Raw genomic sequence first — 16358 nt, forward strand, 5'->3', positions numbered from 1 at the left:
TCCAGTGGCTCCCCTACACCGCGCAGCCCCCTGCCCCGCTCACCGGCACCGGCGCGAACAAGGCACCGCCCTGCCCCGCGCCGGCCGAAATGCGCGCGGCAATCACTGCACCTTCCAGACTGCCTCCCCCGGGGCCGATCCCGGCCATTGGCCAGAGGTGAAAGGCAAAGCACGCACGGACGACCGGATGCAGGGCTGAAGCGGCTTTCCTGACTCCATTGCAAACCTGTTTCACCTGCCGCGCCACGAGATGACATCCGAAAACTTTCGCGAACTCCGCGCCGCCGCCACGGATTCGTGGCGCGGCATCGCTCAACTCGAAGCCGTTTGAACATCGAAACCAGTCCAGCCTTTAAGCCAAGCCGGTTAACTTTACGGTGCCCTCGGGGCAACTTATACACCCAGAAACCGGTCCGCCATGTCGGCCGGAAGCTCTCCGATCCGGCCCTCCCAGGCGTTGCTGCCCTTGTTGAGGATCACCCCGCGGTCGGCAATGGCCGACAGTTCCTTCAGTGATTTGTCGACCACCAGAATGGCCAGCCCGGCACTGGTCTTAAGCCATGCAATCGCCGCCCAGATTTCCTGCCGTACCACCGGCGCCAAACCCTCTGTCGCCTCGTCCAGGATCAGCAGCCGCGGGTTGGTCATCAAGGCGCGGCTGATGGTCAGCATCTGCTGTTCGCCGCCTGACAAAGACCCGGCTTTCTGGCTTCGCCGCTCCTCCAGCCGCGGAAACAGCTCTGCTACCTTCTTGAAATCCCACGGGCCGGGGCGCGCTGCGGCCGTCAGGTTTTCCTCAACCGTCAAAGGCGCAAAGCACCGCCGCCCTTCCGGCACCAGACCGATACCCAGCCGGGCGATCTTGTGCGACGGCAGCTGGCGCAGGTCGTGACCGTCAAACCGCAGCTCCCCTCGGGAGGCCGCCAGCATCCCGCAGATGGTCTTGATGGTGGTGGATTTGCCCATGCCATTGCGGCCCATCAGCGCCACCACTTCGCCCTCAGCAATCTCCAGATCGACCCCGAACAGCGCCTGCGCCGGGCCATAAGACGCCTCAACCCCTTGTAATGACAGCAGGCTCATGCGGCGGCGTCCTCTCCCAGGTAGGCACGGCGCACCTCAGCGTTGGCGCGGATTTCTGCCGCGGTGCCGGTGGCGATGATCTGGCCGTAGACCAGCACGCTGATCCGGTCCGCCAGCGCAAAGACCGCGTCCATATCATGTTCCACCAGCAGGATCGGTGCCTGCTCGCGCAAACCGTCAAGAAACCCCGTCAGCCGATGAGAGCCATCCGCCCCCAGCCCGGCCATCGGCTCATCCATCAGAAACAGCTTCGGCTTCAGCGTCAGCGCCACCGCGACCTCCAGCTGGCGGCGCTGGCCGTGCGACAGGTCCGCGGTGCGGCGGTGGGCGTCGTCGGTCAGACCGACCCGCTCCAGCGCATCGCACGCCACTTCCAGCAGCGCCGGATCCTCCATCACGTTGCGGAAAAAGCGGAACACCCGCCCCTGGCCGCCAAGCGCGCCCAGCACCGCGTTCTGCAGCACGGTGTAGTCCATCGCCAGCGCCGAGATCTGGAACGTCCGTCCCAACCCCATCCGCGCCCGCGCCACCGTATCCAGTGCGGTGACATCGCGGCCCAGCAGTTCCACTGTGCCGCTGTCGGGGGCGAAGTTTCCGGCGATCTGTTTGATAAGTGTGGATTTTCCCGCCCCATTGGGGCCGATCAGCGCGTGGATTTCTCCCGCCCGCAAATCCAGCGAGACATTGCTGCTGGCCTTCAGTGCGCCAAAGCTCTTGCACAGGTTGTCGGTTTTCAGCACCACATCAGCCATGCGCCTTCTCCCGCCCCGCAATCGCTCCGATCAGCCCGCCGCGGGCAAACAGCACAATCAGCAGCAGCAGCACGCCCAGGAAGATCTGCCAGTAATCGCTGATGCCGCCCAAGAGATGCTCCAGCACGATATACAGCGCTGCACCGGCCACCGGACCATACAACCGCCCGACACCGCCCAAGATCACAAAGATCATGATCTCGCCGCTGGTGTGCCAGCTCAGCATGGTGGGGCTGACGAACCGGTTCAGATCCGCAAACAGTGCCCCCGCCAGCCCGGTGATCGCGCCGGAAATCACAAAGGCCGTCAGCCGCAGGGTAAACGGGGTCAGCCCCACCGCCTCGACCCGGTCTTCGTTCTGGCGTGCGGCGGCCAGTGCCAGCCCAAATGGCGAGCGCGCCAGCCGGGCGGCAAAAAACAGCGCGCCGCACAGGATCACATAAGCAATGGCAAAGAACTGGATCGGGTCCAGGGTGTTCAGCCCCGGAAATTCATTACGGACCCAGATCGACAGCCCGTCTTCGCCGCCATAGGCGCTCCAGCTGATCGCGAAGTAATAGAGCATCTGCCCGAAAGCCAATGTGATCATGATGAAATAGACACCTGAGGTGCGCAAGGACAACGCCCCGATGACCAGCGCCGCCAACGCGCTGAACACCACAGCCGTCAGCCAGATCAGCGGCATCTGGTTGCTGCCCTCAAACAGGAACGGCCATTCAAACAACGGCTCGTAATTCTGGGCATGAGCGGCAAGAATGCCCATGGCATAGCCGCCGATCCCGAAAAACGCCGCATGGCCCAGGCTGATCAGCCCGCCCAGCCCCAAGGCGATGTTCAGGCCAACCCCGGCCAGCGCCAGGATCGCGGCCTTGGTCGCCAGGGTGATGATGAACGGTTCATCCAGCGACCAGGCCGCCAGCGGCACCAGCAAAAGAGCTGCAATCATTGCCCAGTTCAGCAGGCTTTCGCGGGTAACCATCATGCGCTCCCTCCATAAAGGCCCGATGGGCGCACCAAAAGAACCCCCGCCATTAGAATGTAAATCAGCATCGAGGCGAGTGACGCGCCGGCCGATGCCGCACTGGCAGGCTCCATGAACAGGGTGAAAAGCCGCGGCAGGAACACGCCGCCCAAAGTGTCGGTCATCCCGACCAGCAGCGCCCCCGCCAAGGCGCCCTTGATCGAGCCGATGCCGCCGATGACGATCACCACAAAGGCCAGGATCAGAACCGGCTCGCCCATGCCGACCTGGACCGATTGGATTGCCCCCACCAGCGCACCGGCCAGACCGGCCAATGCGGCGCCTAGGGCAAACACCAGCGTGTAGAGTTTGGAAATATCGACGCCAAGGGCGGCAATCATCTCGCGGTCGGCCTCGCCTGCGCGGATCTGGATGCCGATGCGGGTGCGGGCGATCAGCAGGAACAGCCCCGCGGCAATGGCCAGCCCGGTCAGGATGATCGCCAGCCGGTACAGCGGGTATTCAATGCCGCCCGGCAGGGTAACCGGCCCCGACAAATAGGACGGCACGTCCAGAAACAGCGGGAAGGATCCGAACAGCCAGCGGGTGCCTTCGGAAAATATCAGGATCAGTGCGAAGGTCGCCAGCACCTGGTCCAAGTGGTCGCGCCGGTAGAGGCGGCGGATCACCACCAGCTCCATCAGAGCGCCCGCGGCAGCCGCGGCGGCCAGGCTGGCGATCAGCGCCAGCAGAAACGAGCCTGTCCACCCGGCTACGGCGGCGGCAGCAAAGGCGCCAACCATGTAAAGCGAACCATGGGCCAGGTTGATCAGCCCCATCACCCCGAACACCAGCGTCAGACCGGCTGCCATCAGAAACAGCATGATGCCGAACTGCAGCCCGTTCAGGATCTGCTCCAGAACTAGAATATAGGTCATTTGAATTTCCGAAGGGGAAGCCTTGCCGCAGCGGAGACGCAGTGGCGCCTCCGCTTGACGATTTGTCTTACATCTTGCACTCGCCGGCGTAAGCGTCGGCGTGGTCGGTCAGGCCGGTGGCAATGATCTTATTGGTGAAGACATCGCCTTCCTTGATCACTTCACGGACATAAATGTCCTGCACCGGATGGTGGTTGTCTCCGAACCTGAAATCACCGCGGACCGAGTCGAACTCCGCCGCTTTCAGCGCTGCGCGGAACGCGTCCTGATCGGCCGGCTCTGCCTTGTCCAGCGCGCTCAGGATCAGGTTGGCAGTGTCAAAGCCCTGGCTGGCATAGAGCGATGGCAGACGGCCGTATTTCTCCTGAAAGGCGGCGACAAAGGCAGCATTGGCCGGATTGTCGATGTCCTTGTTCCACTGCGAGGTGTTCTTGACCCCCAGCGCGGCATCACCCACCGCCTGCAGGATGCCCTGATCAAACGAGAAAGCGGGGCCGACAACCGGCAGATCGACGCCGCTGCCCGCGTATTGTTTCAGGAAGGAAATCCCCATGCCGCCCGGCAGGAAGAAATAGACGGAGTCGGCACCCGAGGCCCGGATTTGCGCGATTTCCGCCGCATAATCGGTCTGCCCCAGCTTGGTGTAGATCTCGCCCGAAAGTTCGCCCTCATACATGCGTTTGTAGCCGGTCAGCGCGTCCTTGCCCGCCGGGTAGTTCGGCGCCAGGATAAAACTGTTCTTCAGCCCCGCATCATTGGCATAGGCGCCCGCGGCCTCATGCAGGTTGTCGTTCTGCCAGGCCACGTTGAAGTAATTCGGATGGCAGCGCTTGCCCGCCAGCGCCGACGGTCCGGCGTTGGGCGACAGGTAGAACACGCCCTGCGCAGTGACTGCGGGCACCACCGCCATCGCCAGGTTGGACCAGATGATGCCGGTCAGGATATCCACCTTCTCGGACTGGATCATCCGGTCAGCGATCTGCACCGCTGCATCGGGTTTGCGCTGATCGTCCTCGATCACCACTTCAACCCCGTCGCGGCCGTCCTGTTCGATCGCCAGCATAAAACCGTCGCGCACGTCCACGCCCAGGCCTGCGCCGCCGCCGGACAGGGTGGTGATCATGCCAATCTTGGTGTCGGCCTGGGCCGCAGCCGCCAGCGCCGGGACCGCCGCTGCCATGGCGAGCATCCGAATGGTCTTCATTACGTCTTTCCTCCCAGAATATGCCCCGGTCCGAAGCCAGGGTTATGGATCAAATGCTTGCGACTTTAACGCCGTCCCGGCAGAAGCCAAGACCCGCTGCAGCCCGCATCTCCCCGGCTGATCTTTCGCCAGCCTTTGAAACGAGCCTACGCAGGCTTGAACATTTATTTCAAGCATAAAATATATAGGGCAGCATTGATGGTCTGCCGGTCCGGAACCGTTTCGGGAATCGCACCCGCGGCAGCGAGGGGCCGGGCCCTCGCGCTCCCCGGAGTGTTTTCACCCAGAACAAAGCAAAAAGCCCGGTGCCTTTAAAATGGAGCCGGTTTTTCATTGACGGCCCTTACAGCAGATCGAACAACCGGCCTGGCACATTTTCGTGGCGGGGAAGCCCGAGCGCCCGCATGGCGGCAAACATCATGGCCTGGTTTGAGGTGACAACCGGCTTGCCAAGCGCAGCTTCAATCCGGCCGGCAGCCTCGAGCGACCGCATGTCGGTGCAGCTGAGGACGATGGCCTGAGCCTCCGGGTGATCAGCCTGGCAGGCCAAGTCAAAGACCTCATCCGGGGTGAGTTCCCCCTGGCCGTAATTGCCCAGTTCGCGGCCCGCATCGGCGCATTTCACCGTGGCGATCCGGTTGTGCATCAGGAATGCCACCGCCTGCGCCTTGATTTCGCCCAGGTAGGGGGAGGAGAAGCCCACCTTAGTTGCGCCCAGTGCATTGACGGCACCGACCAGCGCTCCTGCGGCGGTAAAGGACAGCGCACCGGAGCCCGCTTTGATATCCTGCGCCAGCTTCTCATCAAAACCAGGCCCATGGGTCAGTGTCGCCGAAGTGCAGCCATAGAGCACCACGTCCGGCCGCACCCCGGAGATCATCCGGAGGTCAAGGCGGATGTCCGAAGCACCCAGACCTGCCATCTGGCTGGAACCGGGAATTTCATCCGCGTCATAGCCGCCCATGCGCTGAAAATGCACGGTGGTGTCCGGGCAGCGCATCAGCATCATATCCGGCTCAAGATTGGTGTTGCTGAAGGGCACCAGCACGCCGATTTTTGCGCGGGTGCGGGTCTCATAGGTCATGGCGTTATTCCTTTCAGCACCGCCAGCGCACGCTCCATCACCTTTTGGCTGCAGATGGTGGCACGCAGGCAATCGCTGAGCCCATAGCCGCCCATGCCGCGCATCAGCAGTTTTTCCGCCCGCAGCGCCGCGTCCGCCGTCCGTGCCTCCCCCGGCGAGGCAAAGCGGATCAGTACGAAGTTGGTATGGCTCTGCGGCACCGCGAGCCCCAGCGCACGGCAGGCCGCGGCAAACCGGTTGCGGATCGCGGCGGTTCTGGCCACCGCATCGCGCATATGCGTCTGGTCCCGCATGGCCGCGGCCGCCATTGCCTGTGACGGGATGGAGATATTGTTCGGGTTCAGAAGCTTGCGAACCTCGCCCGCGATTCCAGGTGGAAAATACCCCCAGCCTGCCCGGGCACCTGCCAGGCCGTAAGCCTTGGAAAGCGTTCGTGTCACCACCGTATCGCCGCCCTCCACCAGGGCAAAGACCTCGCCGGGATCATTCTCCGCATCGGCAAATTCGGCATAGGCCTGATCGACAACCAGCAGCACATCCGCAGGCAAGCCCGCGCGCAGGCCCAGGAGTTCGCTGTTGGGGATCAGCGTACCGGTGGGATTTCCCGGGTTGCAGACAAAGACGATGCGGGTTTCGGGCGTCCTGGCTGCGAGGATGTTATCGACTGAAACGGTCAGCGCCCGCTCCCGCGCCTTGAGGTAATCCGCCTGCACCTGGGCCGTGGCCGACGCCGCAAAGGCATAGCCATAGTCGATGCCCAGCACCCTATCACCCGGCCCGGCAAAAGCGCGGATCAAGCAGCCAATCAGCTCCATAGATCCGGCCCCGCAGAGCACCTTGGCCGGGTCCAGCCCGCCGCGGAATTTTCCTGCGCCGCCGGAGTCGGGGCGCAGTTCGCGCCGCCACATGATCACGGGGGCAACCGCCTCGGTGATCTCCAACTGGCTGCCATAGACGCCCGACGGATAGGCGGTGGCCGACAGCCCGTCCGCATGGGGCCGCGCACCGGTGCCGCCGTTGTGGACCGGTTCGATGGCAAAGGTGCGGCCGCCATCGCAGGCCACCTCCGGCGCGTGGCGCATCGGCAGGTCGAACATGCAGCTGGCCCCCTCGGCCGGCACCTGATCCGGCAGCGCCTGATGCAGGCAGCCGAGCACCAGGTCCGGCGTCACCTGGCCCAGCGTGTGGCGCATCGCCACCGGCACCGGGCGCTGCGCGTTCAGGATGCAGCCCTTGGGGCCATCGACGGTAAAGGGCTCCAAGGAGCCTGTGTTGTTAGGGATATCCGGACCCACGATGCAGCGCAGGGCAAAAACGGTATAGGCAGTGGCATAGTTCAGCGGCACGTTGATGCCTTTCCGCGAACAACCCGAGGTGCCGGTGAAATCGACATGCATGCCGGTTTTGGTGACGGTCAGCGCCGCGTGCAGCTCCAGCGCGTTCTCGTAGCCGTCCATTTTCAGCACATTCCTGTAAACACCTTCGGGCACCTCGGCGATTGCCTCCAGCGTGCCGCGGCGGGAAGTGCCGATGATGTAAGCGCCAAGCGCATCCAGATCGCCGATACGGAACTCCTCCATCATGGCGGCCAGCCGCGTCACCCCCGCCTCGCAGCAGGCAATCAGCGCATAGATGTCGCCCTCATTGGCAATCGGCTCGCGGGAATTGGCGCGGATGATATCCATCAAGGGCGCGTTCGGCGTGCCTGCCTCCACCAGTTTGCAGGGCGGGATCAGAAGCCCCTCATCATAAATGTCGGACCCTTCAGGCCCCATGCCAAGGCCGCCCAGATCCACCAGATGCGAGGTGCAGGCGGTGAAACCTACCACCTTGCCGCCTTTAAAGGCGGGCATCATCAGCAGGAAATCGTTCAGATGCCCCGAGGCGAGCCAGGGATCGTTGGTCATGAAGATGTCGCCGGGTTTCATGGTCTCCACCGGAAACCGCTCGCGCAGGTGCAGCACCGCTTCGGCCATGGTATTGATATGGCCCGGCGTGCCGGTGACCGCCTGGGCCAGCATCCGTCCCTCGGCGTCGAAGATCCCGGCCGAGATGTCACCGCATTCTCGCACAATGGGCGAGAAGGCGGCACGGATCAGGGTCTGCCCCTGTTCTTCTACTACGGCCAGCAGGCGGTTCCACATGACTTGCAGGCGGGCGGGTGAAAGGTCGGACGAATGGCTGTCCATCATACGTCTCCTTTCTGGTTCCGGATCAGGACAAGGTTGCCTATTGCATCCCCGTGCGCGGAGAAATCCGCCGAGACCAGCGTCGTGGTTTGCGGTTCGGTGATCAGCGCCGGCCCGCAAACACGGTCGCCGGGGCTGAGGCCCTCCCTAGGCACCATTGCCGCCCGTTTTGTGCTGCCGTCCGCATCGCAAGTGATCACACGAAAGGCGGCCGGGGCGATGGTCCGCAGCTTTGGCGTCTGCTGCACCGGCGGAGCCTCTGCCTCCGGGGTCGCCACCCGAACCGCCCAGTTCAGGATCTCGATCTTCATCCCCGGCACGGGGCGGGAGAACTGTTTGGCATATTCGGTCTCGAACCCCGTGGTCAGGGGGCCGAGGTCAGCAGCGGTCAGATCGCGGTCCGGCAGCGGGATCTCGATCTCGTGCCCCTGCCCGTTATAGCGCATGAAGGCGCTGCGCTGGACTTGCGTTTCGGCCTCGCCCGCACCCTGTGCCACCACCGATTTCGCCTCGTCGATCATCTGGGCCAACAAGGTGTTGATGCTGCCTATGTCCATCGTCTCCAGCAGCGAATAGCGTGAACGCACGATTTCAAAACTGACCGGCGCAAACAGGAAACCAACAGCCGAGCCCACGCCCTGGTTGGGCGGGATCACGATGCGCGAAACCCCTGCGGAGCGCGCCACCCGCGTCGCATGCAGCGGGCCGTTGCCGCCAAAGGCAATCATCGTGCGCGGACCCAGATCCTTGCCTGATTCCACCGCGTGCATACGGCCCGCGCTTGCCATGCTTTCATCCACGATGCGGCTGACGCCATCGGCCGCGCCCACCCCATCCAGATCCAGCTTGGCGCCAATCACCCGGGCCAGCGCCAGTTCCGACGCCTCCGGATCGATCTGGATGTGCCCCTCGGCAAAGGTATCGGGCAGAATATAGCCCAGGGTGATGTCACTGTCGGTCACCGTCGGCTCGGTGCCGCCGCGCCCGAACGCCACCGGGCCCGGCTCCGATCCTGCCGACTTCGGCCCCACGGTCAGGCGGCCCAGCCGGTCCACCCCGGCGATGGAGCCGCCGCCGGCACCGATCTCGATCATCTCGATGACGGGTATGCGGACCGGCATGCCGGACCCTTTGACGAACCGCGCCGCGCGGGCGATTTCAAACTGCCGCGAGGTCTGCGGGCGGGCACCGTCAATCAGGCACAGCTTTGCCGTGGTGCCGCCGACGTCAAAGGACAAGACCTGGTCCAGCCCCGCCTGCGCCGCGATGCGGGCGGCCAGGATGGCACCGCCGGCCGGTCCGCTTTCCACCAGCCGGATCGTCAGCGAGCGTTCGCGCGGCACCAGCAGGTCGGGCTTTTCAAGGTTGATGTCATATTGCGAATAACGCCGCTCATAGGCGATCTCGAGGATATCTCGGAAGCCCTCGGTCGTCACCGTCGCCACCGTTGCCCCGCGCCGCTCGATCAGCGCATTTGTGGCCAGCGTGGTGCCGTGTATGAAGCCCGTGACCTCAGCCAGAGTGCGCCATCACCCGCGCGGCGCCCTCCATGGCACCGTCTGCCGGGTTCTGATGGGTGGTCAGGGTCTTGGCCGCGGCCAGAATACTGTCTTCCCCGGCAACCAGCACGGTATCTGTAAAGGTGCCGCAAATATCGATGGCAAGACACAACGCGTTTGAAGCTGTCATGTATCATTCCAAAGACTGCCGTTGAGAGTGCCCAGCAAGCCCGTCAAAGGGCGGCAGCCTCAGGCAGCGGCCAGGTTGCAACCCGTGGCGCGGCGGTCCAGACGTTTGGGAATGAAGCGGTGTGTCATGCCGCCATCCTGCGCCGCCGCCGGGCAGCGCGCTTGGCGGATTGCGACACAGAGAAAGCCAGATAGCGGCACCGGACGGGCCGCCCGCGGCAGCGTCCCCTCCCGGCAGCAGGTCCCGCCGGAAGGGGAGGAGACTTAGCCGAAATGCAGGGTTTTGACTTCCTGATAGTCCTCCAGCCCCAGCATGCCGCCTTCGCGGCCATTGCCGGACTGTTTGTAGCCGCCAAAGGGCGAGCCGTAGTTGAAGCCGCCGCCGTTGATATGCACAGCGCCGGCGCGCAGGCGGGCAGCGACACGCTCGGCCCGCTCCGGATCGCCGGTCTGCAGATAGGCCGCCAGGCCATAAGGCGTGTCATTGGCGATGCGGATGGCGTCTTCTTCGTCCTCAAACGGGATGATCACCAGCACCGGGCCAAAGATCTCCTGCTGGGCAATCGCCATGTCGTTGGTCACATCGGCAAAGACCGTTGGGCGCACGTACCAGCCCTTGTCCAGCCCCTCGGGCCGTCCCGGCCCGCCGGTCAGAACGGTGGCGCCTTCGTCGATGCCGGTCTGGATCATGCTTTGCACCCGGTCGAACTGGATACGGTCGAACATCGGGCCGATGTGGCCGCCCTCCTCAGCCGGGTTGCCGACGGCCTGCCCCGCTGCCGCCGCCTTGGCGATTTCCAGCACCTGATCATAGCAGCTGCGCTCCACCAGCATCCGGGTCGGCGCGTCGCAGCTTTGGCCGGTGTTGTACATGCATTCCAGCACCGAAGCGGTGACCTTCTCCTCAAGGTCCGCATCTGCAAAAACCAGGTTCGGGGACTTGCCGCCCAGCTCCAGCGTCACGCGCTTAACCGTATCGGCGGAATCCTTGGCCACCGCCACCCCCGCCCGGGTCGAACCGGTAAAGGACATCATGTCCACGTCCCTGTGCCGCGACAGCCCCGCGCCCACGGTTGGCCCATCGCCATGGATCAGGTTGAACACCCCCGCCGGATAGCCCGCGTCATGGATCATCTGCGCATAGACCGCCGCTGACATCGGCGTATGTTCCGACGGCTTCAGCACGCAGGTGCAGCCGGTCGCCAGCGCCGGCAGCACTTTCAGTGCAATCTGATTCACCGGCCAGTTCCAGGGCGTGATCAGCCCGCAAACACCGATCGGCTCGCGCACCAGAATATCGCCGTTGGCCAGGGTCTCGCGCAGCTGCTGGGATTTCAGCGCCGCCAGAACGCCTTCCAAATGGCCAATGCCCGCATCCGCCTGGGCGTCCCGCGCCATCGAAATCGGCGCGCCCATTTCCGCGCTCAAAGCCAGCGCCATTTCCTCACGGCGCGCGTTGCAGATCTCCAGCAGCCGCTCCAGCAGGGCAATCCGCTCGTCGCGCGAGGTGCGGGAAAAGCTGTCAAACGCCGCCTTGGCCGCCGCCACCGCAGTGTTCACATCCGTCTCATCGCCCAGGATAATGCTGCCGATCTGTTCTTCCGTCGCCGGGTTCAGCACCGGGAATTCGCGGCTGGAATGCGGTGTCACCCAGGCGCCGCCGATATAGAATTTTTTCAGGTCCATCAGATCAGTCTCACTTTTGCGTGGTGATTGCGGTTCAGGCGCCCGGAAAGGCCAGGCTGGCCACTGCAGCCAAGCCGGGACCAGCCCTGCGGTTTCGGAGACAGTGGAGGGCGGGGCTGCCGCCGTCAAGCACAGGCGGAGCCCTGCCAAACACTCTTCCACCCCTCCCGGACTGCCTGTGCTGGCACCGGAGAATGACCGCCCTGCCGCCGCCCCGGTGCATCAAAAACGGCAGAATGGATGGGCTTTGCGAAACACGCCGGCTGCGGGCTGGGCGCATCAGTCCCCGGCAAAGACGCCCGCCGCGGCCTGGCACCGGCCTGGGCCGGATTGCAGATTTCGCTGGGCAAAGGATGGGCGCCGGATCAAAACCCGGCCGCTGCCGCTTCAGCAGTGTCTGAGTAAGGTCAGGCGTTCAGTTCCACTGCGGGGCAGGCGCCGGGCCGCTTCAGGCCTGTTCCTGCTGCATCTGTTCGACCATCTGCCGCGCGCGCTTGCACTGCAGCTTGTCGCGCAGCGGGCTGTCGGGGTCGATGTCCTTGGAGCAGACCACGCATTTGTCGGCGCCGGAAATCGCATTGAGACCGCCGCAGCTGCCCTTGATCTTCTTGCCCATCAGGATCACCCCCAGCGACATGCCCAGGGTGACGATCAGCAGCAGGATAAAGGCCAGAAGAAAGGTGCTCATGGTGGTCCCTCGCAGGATAGCTTGGCGGCGGCTTCAGTTTCCGGTCAGCGCCTCAAACGCGCTGCTGGCAGCTGTCATATAGGCATCCGCACCGGCTTGCACGTCCCGATCGATGAAAAACACGGCAAGTTTATGCGCCTCGGCAAGCTCCAGCCCGTTTTCGCGGCCCAGAACCAGCATCGCGGTGGCCCAGGCGTCCGCCAGCATTGCGTTTTGTGCTATCACCGTGACCGAAGCGGTGTGATGGCTCACCGGACGCCCTGCCACCGGATCCAGAATATGCGAATACCGCTTGCCCTCATGCTCGAAGTAGTTGCGGTAGTCGCCCGAGGTCGCCAGCCCCAGATTGCTGACCGGCACGATCAGCTGCACCCTCTGTGCTGCGGCATCCGGTTTTTCGATACCGATGCGCCAGGCCTCGCCTTTGGCATTTTCGCCCTTGGTCACCAGATCGCCGCCGATCTCCACCATGTAGCGATCTACCCCGGCCCCTTCCAGCGCCGCCGCCACTGCATCAACGCCATAGCCCTTGGCGATGGCCGACAGGTTGATGCCGGTCTCCGGTGCGGACTTCTTCAGCGTGCCTGCGGCTGCGTCCAGGGTCAGTAGCCGGGCCTGCCCGACCCCGTCCAGCGCCTTTTCAATGGCGTCATCGGACGGCACCGGGTCCTCGGGTTTACGCGGGCCGAACCCCCACAGCTCAATCAGCGGGCCCAATGTCACGTCAAACTTGCCGCCGGTCTTTTCATGCACATCATTCGCTGCAGTCAGCACATGGGCAAACTCCGGCGACACCCGCACCGGTGCGGTGCTGCGGGCGGTGGAAAAGGTGGAAACTTCGGACGACGGATCCCAGTTCGACATCTTGGCGTTGACCGACGCCAGCGTCCCCTCCACGGCCTCGCTTAATGCGGCCTGGTCCAGATCATTGCCAATCGCAATGACACTGTAGGTGGTGCCCATGGTCTGACCGGACAGGCGGACCTCCTCCGGCTCACTGACGAACCAGCAGCCCTGAAGCAGCAGGGCAGCGGGCAGGATCAGGGCAAGCAGAAACCTTTTGGGCATCGGGGCATCTCCGGCGGCAATTCTGGCGCTGCTATGCCCCTGCCCCGGCCCAAAGTCAAACAGGGCGTCTGACAGTGCGTCTGACGGGGCCTCTGCCGGGGCGTCAGAACTTCAGCGGCACAAAAGCCAGCGCCAGCAGGCCCAAGGCGGCAGGCACCCCGAACAGCCAGGCCCGCAGCCGCGCATTGGGCGCTTCAGTCTTCCAGGTCTGGCGGTACATGTGACCGCAGACCACCACCAGAAACACGGTCAGCGCGCCGGTCACGGGGGTCAGGTAGAGAGTTTCGAACATGTTGTTTTCCCGCCGTTGTTAGCGCTCGCGTCATTTCACCCCTTCCCGGATCATATTCCGCCGCTAAGATGGGGGTATGACCTGATGCAGGATACAGGAGGAAACCCCGCGCATGGCACCGTTCTCATATCAGCCTCCGACCCGGGGCGACAAGGCCGGGCAGAAAAGCCACAGCCAATCGCCTGAGTCGAATTTGTCGCACGGCCAGTCCACCGTTGCCAAACTGCTGGAGGCCAAGGGCGACGCGATCTTCTCGATCCGCCCGAAAGACACCCTCGGCCACGCGGTCGAGGCGCTGAAGGAAAAACACATCGGCGCACTGGTGGTCACCGACCAGAACGGCGCACTGCAGGGCATCCTGTCGGAGCGCGACATCGTGCGCCGCCTGGCAGAAACCCCCGGCCACACCCTGCCGCAGCTGGTCGAGGACATCATGACCCGCGAGGTGCAGACCTGCAGCCCGGACGAGCTGCTGATCGATGTTGCCAAGGTGATGAACGAAGGCCGCTTCCGCCACCTGCCCGTGCTGAAGGACGGTAAGCTATGCGGCATGATCACCATCGGCGACGTGGTGAACTTCCGTCTGCAAGAGCTGGAATATGAGGCCCTGCGCATGAAGCAGATGATCGTCGGCTGACCCCCGCAGCCTCTTGGCAAACAGTTCCGGCGCCTCCGACGGGCGCCGGATAGTTGCATCTTTCGCAACGGGTCCGGGGTCGTCTCCGCAAGGTTCTGATTAAAGAATGCTACTCAGTAGCATAAATTCAGCACAGGCCGCCTGTCCGGAGAATACCCCATGAGTGTCAAAGCCTCCATTTCCCGCAGTGAATCCCAGGACGCCTTTGCCCGCGACCTTGTGGCCCAGGGCCGCTTTGCCAGTGTCAGCGCGGTGATGCAGCAGGGGCTGGAACTGCTCCGGGCCGAGACCGAAGCCCGCGCCGCAGAGACCGAAGCCCTGCGCGCCCTTCTGAAGGAACGCCGTGCAGGCGCCTTCAGCGATATGGACGACGCGCGCAAAAGCACCCGCGCCACGCTGGCCCGCAAGAAAGCACAGCATGGCCTGTAGGGTCGTTGCGGCGGCGGATGCCGCCTGGGATCTGGATGCAATCTTCGATTTTCTCTACGAGGCTGCGCTCGGCTTCGGAGAAGACCCGCAAACCGCCTTCGACCGCGCCTCAAACCGGATTCTGGCGATCCAAAACGCGATGGGGGATCTCGCCAAAGCCCCCATTCGGAGCACTCTGCACCCCGAGCTGGGAGCGGGCCTGCGCTCTGTCACCAAGGGGGGCGCCCTTTTCTATTTCGACCTTGCCGAAGACGAACAGCTGCTGCGCGTCCTGGCGGTTTTCTTTGGCGGGCAGGACCAACAGCGGCAGATGCTGCTGCGCCTGCTGTCCCCCCACTCCGACAGCTGACCATCCCCGGCCATCCGCCACCGGCATGCAAAAACCCCGGATGATGCCATCCGGGGTTTTTTGGTTTTTTCTGTTTGCCGGGAGCTTAGCCGCCGAAATCGTCCAGCATGATGTCTTCGCGGTCCACGCCCAGATCCAGCAGCATGTTGATCACCGACTGGTTCATGATCGGCGGGCCGCACATGTAGAATTCGCAGTCTTCCGGCGCCGGGTGGTTCTTGAGGTATTCCTCGAACAGAACGTTATGGATAAAGCCGGTGTAGCCTTTCCAGTCATCCTCGGGCTGGGCATCGGACAGGGCGACATGCCATTCAAAGTTGTCGAACTCCTCGGCCAGCTGGTCGAAATCCTCGACAAAGAACATCTCTTTTTTCGAGCGCGCACCGTACCAGAAGCTGATCTTGCGGTCGCGGTTCTGCAACCGCTTCAGCTGGTCGAAGATATGGCTGCGCATCGGCGCCATGCCGGCCCCGCCGCCGATAAAGACCATTTCCTTCTGGGTGTCGCGGGCAAAGAATTCGCCGAACGGACCGGAAATGGTGACCTCATCGCCCGGCTTCAGATTGAAGATGTAGGACGACATCTGACCGGCGGGAATACCCTCGGATCCCGGCGGCGGCGAGGCAACACGGACGTTGAGCATGATGATGCCCTTCTCATCCGGGTAGTTCGCCATCGAATAGGCTCGCTCGACCGGCTCAGCCACCTGGGATTTGTACTGCCACAGATTGAAGCGGTCCCAATCCTCGCGGTACTCCTCCTGAATGTCGAAGTCGGTATAGGCCAGCTGGTGCGCCGGCGCCTCGATCTGGATATAGCCGCCGGCGCGGAAGTTCACATCCTCGCCTTCGGGCAGTTCCAGCACCAGCGCCTTGATGAAAGTCGCCACGTTGTCGTTCGAGCGCACCTTGCAGCGCCACTTCTTGACACCGAAGACTTCCTCGGGAACCTCGACTTCCATGTCCTGCTTGACCGCAACCTGGCAGGACAGACGGTCGCCGCAGGAGGCTTCGCGCTTGGTGATATGGCTTTCCTCGGTCGGCAGGATCGAGCCGCCGCCGGAATGCACCCGCACCCGGCACTGCGCACAGGTGCCGCCGCCGCCGCAGGCGGAGGGGACGAACAGTTTTTCCGCCGCCAGCGTTTGCAGCAGTTTGCCGCCCGCAGGCACCGAGATGGTTTTTTCACCGTTAATGGTGATGTTGACGTTGCCGGTTGAGACCAGGCGGGACCGGGCAGCCAGAATGAGGGCCACCAGTCCCAGCACGATCACTGTGAACAGAACAACGCCGAGCGTGAAAGTTTCCATG

Annotated in this window: 15 protein-coding genes and 1 pseudogene; 3 read left to right on the forward strand and 13 right to left on the reverse strand. The window is 63.6% G+C overall.

Annotated elements, in window-relative coordinates; translation table 11 throughout:
- Nucleotides 1–393: 393 nt before the first annotated feature.
- From METH_RS20515 to METH_RS20570, 12 genes and pseudogenes are all read right to left on the reverse strand, one after another.
- Nucleotides 394–1083 carry an ABC transporter ATP-binding protein gene (locus tag METH_RS20515; RefSeq protein ID WP_024092696.1) on the reverse strand — a complete coding sequence of 230 codons (690 nt, stop codon included), beginning with the start codon at nt 1081–1083 and terminating at the stop codon, nt 394–396.
- Nucleotides 1080–1835: an ABC transporter ATP-binding protein gene (locus tag METH_RS20520; protein ID WP_024092697.1), complete on the reverse strand. Its 756-nt coding sequence runs from the start codon at nt 1833–1835 to the stop codon at nt 1080–1082. The genes METH_RS20515 and METH_RS20520 overlap by 4 nt, the downstream gene beginning before the upstream one ends.
- Nucleotides 1828–2817, reverse strand: coding sequence for a branched-chain amino acid ABC transporter permease (locus METH_RS20525; protein WP_024092698.1), 990 nt, complete (start codon nt 2815–2817; stop codon nt 1828–1830). The genes METH_RS20520 and METH_RS20525 overlap by 8 nt, the downstream gene beginning before the upstream one ends.
- Entirely contained in the window at nt 2814–3734 is a 921-nt protein-coding gene (locus tag METH_RS20530; protein ID WP_024092699.1) for a branched-chain amino acid ABC transporter permease, read from the reverse strand. Before METH_RS20530 ends, METH_RS20525 begins: the two co-directional genes overlap by 4 nt.
- 67 nt (nt 3735–3801) lie before the next feature.
- Nucleotides 3802–4938 (reverse strand): ABC transporter substrate-binding protein, encoded by a 1137-nt coding sequence (locus METH_RS20535; protein ID WP_024092700.1) that lies wholly within the window; start codon nt 4936–4938, stop codon nt 3802–3804.
- A 343-nt stretch (nt 4939–5281) separates the two neighbouring features.
- On the reverse strand, nt 5282–6022 hold the full coding sequence (locus METH_RS20540; protein ID WP_024092701.1) for a maleate cis-trans isomerase family protein: 741 nt from the start codon (nt 6020–6022) through the stop codon (nt 5282–5284).
- Nucleotides 6019–8211, reverse strand: coding sequence for an aminotransferase class I/II-fold pyridoxal phosphate-dependent enzyme (locus METH_RS25045; RefSeq protein ID WP_024092702.1), 2193 nt, complete (start codon nt 8209–8211; stop codon nt 6019–6021). Before METH_RS25045 ends, METH_RS20540 begins: the two co-directional genes overlap by 4 nt.
- Nucleotides 8211–9900, reverse strand: a pseudogene (locus METH_RS20550) (hydantoinase/oxoprolinase family protein). The gene METH_RS25045 and the pseudogene METH_RS20550 overlap by 1 nt, the downstream one beginning before the upstream one ends.
- Nucleotides 9901–10163: 263 nt before the next feature.
- Entirely contained in the window at nt 10164–11585 is a 1422-nt protein-coding gene (locus METH_RS20555) for an aldehyde dehydrogenase family protein (RefSeq protein WP_044008810.1), read from the reverse strand.
- 448 nt (nt 11586–12033) lie between these two features.
- On the reverse strand, nt 12034–12273 hold the full coding sequence (nqrM, locus tag METH_RS20560; protein WP_024092707.1) for a (Na+)-NQR maturation NqrM: 240 nt from the start codon (nt 12271–12273) through the stop codon (nt 12034–12036).
- A gap of 33 nt (nt 12274–12306) precedes the next feature.
- Nucleotides 12307–13341: an FAD:protein FMN transferase gene (locus tag METH_RS20565; protein ID WP_024092708.1), complete on the reverse strand. Its 1035-nt coding sequence runs from the start codon at nt 13339–13341 to the stop codon at nt 12307–12309.
- A gap of 103 nt (nt 13342–13444) precedes the next feature.
- The gene (locus METH_RS20570; RefSeq protein WP_024092709.1) at nt 13445–13633 is read right to left on the reverse strand and encodes a hypothetical protein; all 189 of its coding nucleotides are present in this window, start codon (nt 13631–13633) and stop codon (nt 13445–13447) included.
- A gap of 112 nt (nt 13634–13745) precedes the next feature.
- Here METH_RS20570 and METH_RS20575 point away from each other — a divergent pair, with 112 nt between their 5' ends.
- From METH_RS20575 to METH_RS24400, 3 genes are all read left to right on the forward strand, one after another.
- Complete coding sequence (locus METH_RS20575) at nt 13746–14270, forward strand: CBS domain-containing protein (protein ID WP_024092710.1); 525 nt, start codon at nt 13746–13748, stop codon at nt 14268–14270.
- A 159-nt stretch (nt 14271–14429) separates the two neighbouring features.
- Nucleotides 14430–14699, forward strand: a complete 270-nt coding sequence (locus tag METH_RS20580) for a ribbon-helix-helix domain-containing protein (protein ID WP_024092711.1) — start codon at nt 14430–14432, stop codon at nt 14697–14699.
- On the forward strand, nt 14689–15048 hold the full coding sequence (locus METH_RS24400; RefSeq protein WP_024092712.1) for a hypothetical protein: 360 nt from the start codon (nt 14689–14691) through the stop codon (nt 15046–15048). The genes METH_RS20580 and METH_RS24400 overlap by 11 nt, the downstream gene beginning before the upstream one ends.
- Before the next feature lie 85 nt (nt 15049–15133).
- On the opposite strand, the gene nqrF is transcribed toward METH_RS24400, so the two are convergent.
- A complete protein-coding gene (nqrF, locus tag METH_RS20590) occupies nt 15134–16357 on the reverse strand; it encodes an NADH:ubiquinone reductase (Na(+)-transporting) subunit F (RefSeq protein WP_024092713.1) in 1224 nt (407 codons plus the stop codon).
- Nucleotide 16358: the final 1 nt, after the last annotated feature.

It is taken from the genome of Leisingera methylohalidivorans DSM 14336 (assembly GCF_000511355.1).
Classification (GTDB): domain Bacteria; phylum Pseudomonadota; class Alphaproteobacteria; order Rhodobacterales; family Rhodobacteraceae; genus Leisingera; species Leisingera methylohalidivorans.

Excerpts from the sequence above, each read along its gene's own strand:
- METH_RS20515 (WP_024092696.1), bottom strand. The coding sequence starts at position 1,083 with ATGAGCCTGCTGTCATTACAAGGGGTTGAGGCGTCTTATGGCCCGGCG.
- METH_RS20520 (WP_024092697.1), bottom strand. The coding sequence starts at position 1,835 with ATGGCTGATGTGGTGCTGAAAACCGACAACCTGTGCAAGAGCTTTGGC.
- METH_RS20525 (WP_024092698.1), bottom strand. The coding sequence starts at position 2,817 with ATGATGGTTACCCGCGAAAGCCTGCTGAACTGGGCAATGATTGCAGCT.
- METH_RS20530 (WP_024092699.1), bottom strand. The coding sequence starts at position 3,734 with ATGACCTATATTCTAGTTCTGGAGCAGATCCTGAACGGGCTGCAGTTC.
- METH_RS20535 (WP_024092700.1), bottom strand. The coding sequence starts at position 4,938 with ATGAAGACCATTCGGATGCTCGCCATGGCAGCGGCGGTCCCGGCGCTG.
- METH_RS20540 (WP_024092701.1), bottom strand. The coding sequence starts at position 6,022 with ATGACCTATGAGACCCGCACCCGCGCAAAAATCGGCGTGCTGGTGCCC.
- METH_RS25045 (WP_024092702.1), bottom strand. The coding sequence starts at position 8,211 with ATGGACAGCCATTCGTCCGACCTTTCACCCGCCCGCCTGCAAGTCATG.
- METH_RS20555 (WP_044008810.1), bottom strand. The coding sequence starts at position 11,585 with ATGGACCTGAAAAAATTCTATATCGGCGGCGCCTGGGTGACACCGCAT.
- nqrM (WP_024092707.1), bottom strand. The coding sequence starts at position 12,273 with ATGAGCACCTTTCTTCTGGCCTTTATCCTGCTGCTGATCGTCACCCTG.
- METH_RS20565 (WP_024092708.1), bottom strand. The coding sequence starts at position 13,341 with ATGCCCAAAAGGTTTCTGCTTGCCCTGATCCTGCCCGCTGCCCTGCTG.
- METH_RS20570 (WP_024092709.1), bottom strand. The coding sequence starts at position 13,633 with ATGTTCGAAACTCTCTACCTGACCCCCGTGACCGGCGCGCTGACCGTG.
- METH_RS20575 (WP_024092710.1), top strand. The coding sequence starts at position 13,746 with ATGGCACCGTTCTCATATCAGCCTCCGACCCGGGGCGACAAGGCCGGG.
- METH_RS20580 (WP_024092711.1), top strand. The coding sequence starts at position 14,430 with ATGAGTGTCAAAGCCTCCATTTCCCGCAGTGAATCCCAGGACGCCTTT.
- METH_RS24400 (WP_024092712.1), top strand. The coding sequence starts at position 14,689 with ATGGCCTGTAGGGTCGTTGCGGCGGCGGATGCCGCCTGGGATCTGGAT.
- nqrF (WP_024092713.1), bottom strand. The coding sequence starts at position 16,357 with ATGGAAACTTTCACGCTCGGCGTTGTTCTGTTCACAGTGATCGTGCTG.